Source organism: uncultured Gimesia sp., assembly GCF_963976445.1.
Classification (GTDB): domain Bacteria; phylum Planctomycetota; class Planctomycetia; order Planctomycetales; family Planctomycetaceae; genus Gimesia.
In genome coordinates this window covers 1-3,640 of record NZ_CAXBKP010000058.1, presented here as the reverse complement: position 1 = coordinate 3,640, position 3,640 = coordinate 1, and the positions used below count along the sequence as shown (strand labels likewise).

The following is a 3,640-nucleotide window of genomic DNA, read 5'->3' as shown; positions in this document are numbered from 1 at the left end:
CTAACAAAAATCAGCTGAATCAGTATCAGCAAAACTGAAACTAATTCAAACGACTCAAGTTAACTGAGAGAGGCATCTTAACGTTGTCTCCCAGGAAGTCAACCGACTGCTACGCACTAATTTAAGACAATCCTATTTTAATCTTCGCAAAGGGTTTCAGCCACCAATTCCTGACTTAACATCTCACACCAAACCCCAACCGTTCTCCGCAACCCCTAACCAATAAACAAGATACAACAAACCTGCTCCCCCTCGTTGCGAAAATCCATAATAAATGGATCAAGCCAAGGGGAGCATGCCAAAACAATTACTCCAGATTAGTAATAACGACACGGTCAATTTACTAATCTGAAGGATGGCAGATTGAGACCCAAATATCCACACGTGGCGCGACAGGTGTGAAGCTTCAGGGTTACCCGTAACGTTAGCCCCACTTTCACTACAAGATGAAGTGCCGAGGAGCTTCCGGATAATTCCTTTCCCAGTCCCATCCGGCAGTAGAATTTATTCTTGCTTTACTGATCTGGGTAGTTCAACGAGTCGGACAATCGTCTGCTCTGTATAAAATGAACTTGACCGGCTCCCGCTAATGTGGAATCTACTTTCTTTTAGTGTGTCGCGCGCGAGGCGAAGAAAACGAGCACTGGAATCGGTGTAACTTGTGCGACAGGTTCACCTGAATCGTCGTCGTTTTTTCCAACTCTTCACCGGAACTCACGGCACCTCTTCCCGATGGCCACCAGTTTATCAACACACTTCGACACGCTCTGGACTTGGTAAGACAGCCCTTCGTCAGTGGTTCACTGCACATCAACCACTCATCAACAACCCAATCCCACTTGACCAGCCCACGCCATTGAGCAAAATCAGTCAACATCAAGAAAAAATGTTTGAACCAAATGTTTGAACCAAATGTTTGAACCAAATGTTTGAACCAAATGTTTGAACCAATAGAAACAGCAAAGCAAAAAGCACATGAATAATCCCCTCTCCTAAATCACAAACAACAGATCCCGATTGAATAACCACCGTTCAGCTCGCTACGACGACAATGATTCCAAGTCACCAAACCATAATACGAATCGGCACCGGTCAGGAAAGGGGAACCTCAGAGAGGGAATTTTCAGAAACACAAGTCTCTTTGTTGAGCCGAGGTCTGCCGCAGGGGCGGGTGGTGCTTTCCAGAGAAAGTCGGACAGCTGTGTTGCTGATCCATTTGTCATTGCCGAAGGGCGTGCCTCGGACGATACATTTTCGGATGGCGGCCAGCTAGGCATCGGACTGTGATTTTTCACCAGCTCTCGCCATTGTCGTGGCAACGGTGATTTCTTGAGTGTTGCCAGCCATTCCGGTGCGGCCTGTTTCTGCTACCGGACTCAGGCGGAGCCGTACTCCCACTCCTCGGCTTTCGTGACCAGATTCGCCCGCAAGGGGTTGCGTTCCACCTAACGCATGATGGTCAGTAAATGCTCGTCTGACTGAATCGGGAACGACTTGAAGCGTCCCTGGTAAAGGTGCCCCGGGCCGCCGGTCGCGTAGTGGGCATGCCAGCGCATCGTATGCGTGACGGTGAGCAGCCGGAAGAAGCCCGTCAACCGGGTCTCCGTCGTGGGACGTACGACGAAGTGTCAGTGATTGGGCATCACCGACATCGCAAAGATCGGCAGGGGATTCTTCTGCCACGTCTCCTCGACCACCCGCATAAACGCAGCATAATCGTCCGGCTTCTCAAACAGAGTCAGCCGCGCAACAGACCGGTTCAACACATGAAACACCCTACCAGCAGGACAAATTCGTTTGGACCTAGGCATAACCAAAGCCTAGCAGAAACCAATGAGAATGAAAAGTAAAAAAAGTCGCCAGTATCTTGGATACGAGCACTGTTGGACCTGTTTTACAGGTAAGACGTTGTTGGTTTATATTGATAAGAGCTCATCCCTGATGGCCATCAGGGATGAGCTACGACTTTGTAGATCGTCGAGTCCTTGGTGCATTTCGACACCGTGGGTCAGCTGGATCGCAGAGCCGCATCGTTGGTTTTTGAACCCACTTGTGTTTGGCTGAGCACATAACCGGTCTGATGATCGAGGGCCGATAGCAGGTGAACGGCACGCTGATGTTTCTGGAGTGTACCACACAACGTTTTGCCATCGATGGAAACGGCGCGTAACGTTTCGTCATTCACTTCGATGTCTGGAAGTTGGCTGGTCCATTCGCGAATGGACTGTTCAAATTCCTCAACATTAATCACTTTGAATAGATCGGCGTAGCAGTTCGCACAGGGAGGTCGCCATTTGAAACCGAACTGTAAACACCGGTCAGAAAACGTAGCGCCTGCCGGTTGAAAAACCTAGCGCTGGTTATGAAAAGGTTCGTCCGATGTGTGGCTTGGAGATTCGGACGAAGATTGGGTCCTTATCTTATTTCGTCTCGTTTGACTTCCCGCTTGAGGTTTTTGTGCGTCGGCGTTTCGCGTCCTGCAGTCGGTAGCTTTCCAGGATATGGCAGCGATGCGTCAACCGATCAAGGGTCGCTCCCGTGAGACGTTCACTGCCCAGCACCTCGGTCCAGTTCTCAAACGGCAAATTAGTGGTCACGATCAGGCTCATCCGTTCGTAGGCGGTGCTGATCACATCGAGCAGAAGTGAAGCCTAGAATCTGGTTTCTGTCTGGAATCAATCGCGTAAGCACAGCGAGCCGGAAGCCAGAGCAGTTAAACGGTAATAGGTGTCTTGATTTCTCCCGTCTGGCAATGGTCAGGCGGGAGAGTCTTAATACTACAGAGGGTTTGAGAACCGTAACTTTTAAAGAGTGACGATGGGAAGTCGAGGTCAATCAATTTTACCAACGAAAATCTCGATATAGCCAACAATAAGTTTTTCAAAAAAAATACTATTGTCGGCACACCACTGTAAAGGAGCATAGAACGAAATAATCTGGTCCTTATATTGTGATTGCACCATAGTTCCATCTGGGTTGGACAAAAAAACATTGACAGGGCCAATACTCAAAACATAAGCCACCAACAGTACGGGAATGGCATACAAAATGGGAATGGCATAGCCCAAAAACCGAAGGAGCATTGAGCGTTTATTTTCAGACATGGGAATTACACTCGTGAGTTCAAAACTCTAAGAAAGTGTTAAAATTTTCTTTTCCAGAAATCAACGTATTTCATGAGTAACGATCTTAGCCATGAATTGGTAGTTGCCATAATAAACACAGGAGCATAAAAAGTTTCGATCTGGCTTCTGTACTCAGGATAATAAAGGCATCCATTTACGTTGGTAAGTAACGCATATGCAGGACCAATACTCAGCACATAAAAGACTAACAAGAACGGAATTGCATAATATGCAAATCGAAGGAACTTTGATTCTTTATTCTCAGACATACGAACTACCTTAGACAGACAAAGAATCTAACCAAACTCATTTTAAACGATTGAAAGCAAAAAGTAAGAGCAAATCACAACACCTCTGAGAATCGCACAGGATGCCCTGTAACGCGATGAAATCAATGACGACTAATACCATTCGGAAACGAGACAGAATAAGGGGAATTTGGACAGAAAAAGGACAGAAAAAGGTGTCAGGAACGAATGGCACTGTCATCTTTCACTTTGTGCGTACGTTGGTCT

The 3,640-nt window shown here is 47.2% G+C and carries 4 protein-coding genes; all 4 read right to left on the bottom strand.

Annotated features, from left to right (window positions below; translation table 11 throughout):
* Positions 1 to 1,269 precede the first annotated feature (1,269 nt).
* The 4 genes from AAC022_RS27035 to AAC022_RS27020 all read right to left on the bottom strand — a co-directional run bounded on the left by AAC022_RS27035 (position 1,270) and on the right by AAC022_RS27020 (position 3,104).
* On the bottom strand, positions 1,270 to 1,683 hold the full coding sequence (locus AAC022_RS27035; RefSeq protein ID WP_339736432.1) for a hypothetical protein: 414 nt from the start codon (positions 1,681 to 1,683) through the stop codon (positions 1,270 to 1,272).
* 325 nt (positions 1,684 to 2,008) lie between these two features.
* The gene (locus tag AAC022_RS27030) at positions 2,009 to 2,251 is read right to left on the bottom strand and encodes a hypothetical protein (RefSeq protein WP_339736430.1); all 243 of its coding nucleotides are present in this window, start codon (positions 2,249 to 2,251) and stop codon (positions 2,009 to 2,011) included.
* 169 nt (positions 2,252 to 2,420) lie between these two features.
* Positions 2,421 to 2,597 (bottom strand): ATP-binding protein, encoded by a 177-nt coding sequence (locus AAC022_RS27025; protein ID WP_339736428.1) that lies wholly within the window; start codon positions 2,595 to 2,597, stop codon positions 2,421 to 2,423.
* Positions 2,598 to 2,831: 234 nt separating this feature from the next.
* Positions 2,832 to 3,104 carry a hypothetical protein gene (locus AAC022_RS27020; RefSeq protein WP_339736426.1) on the bottom strand — a complete coding sequence of 91 codons (273 nt, stop codon included), beginning with the start codon at positions 3,102 to 3,104 and terminating at the stop codon, positions 2,832 to 2,834.
* Positions 3,105 to 3,640 lie beyond the last annotated feature (536 nt).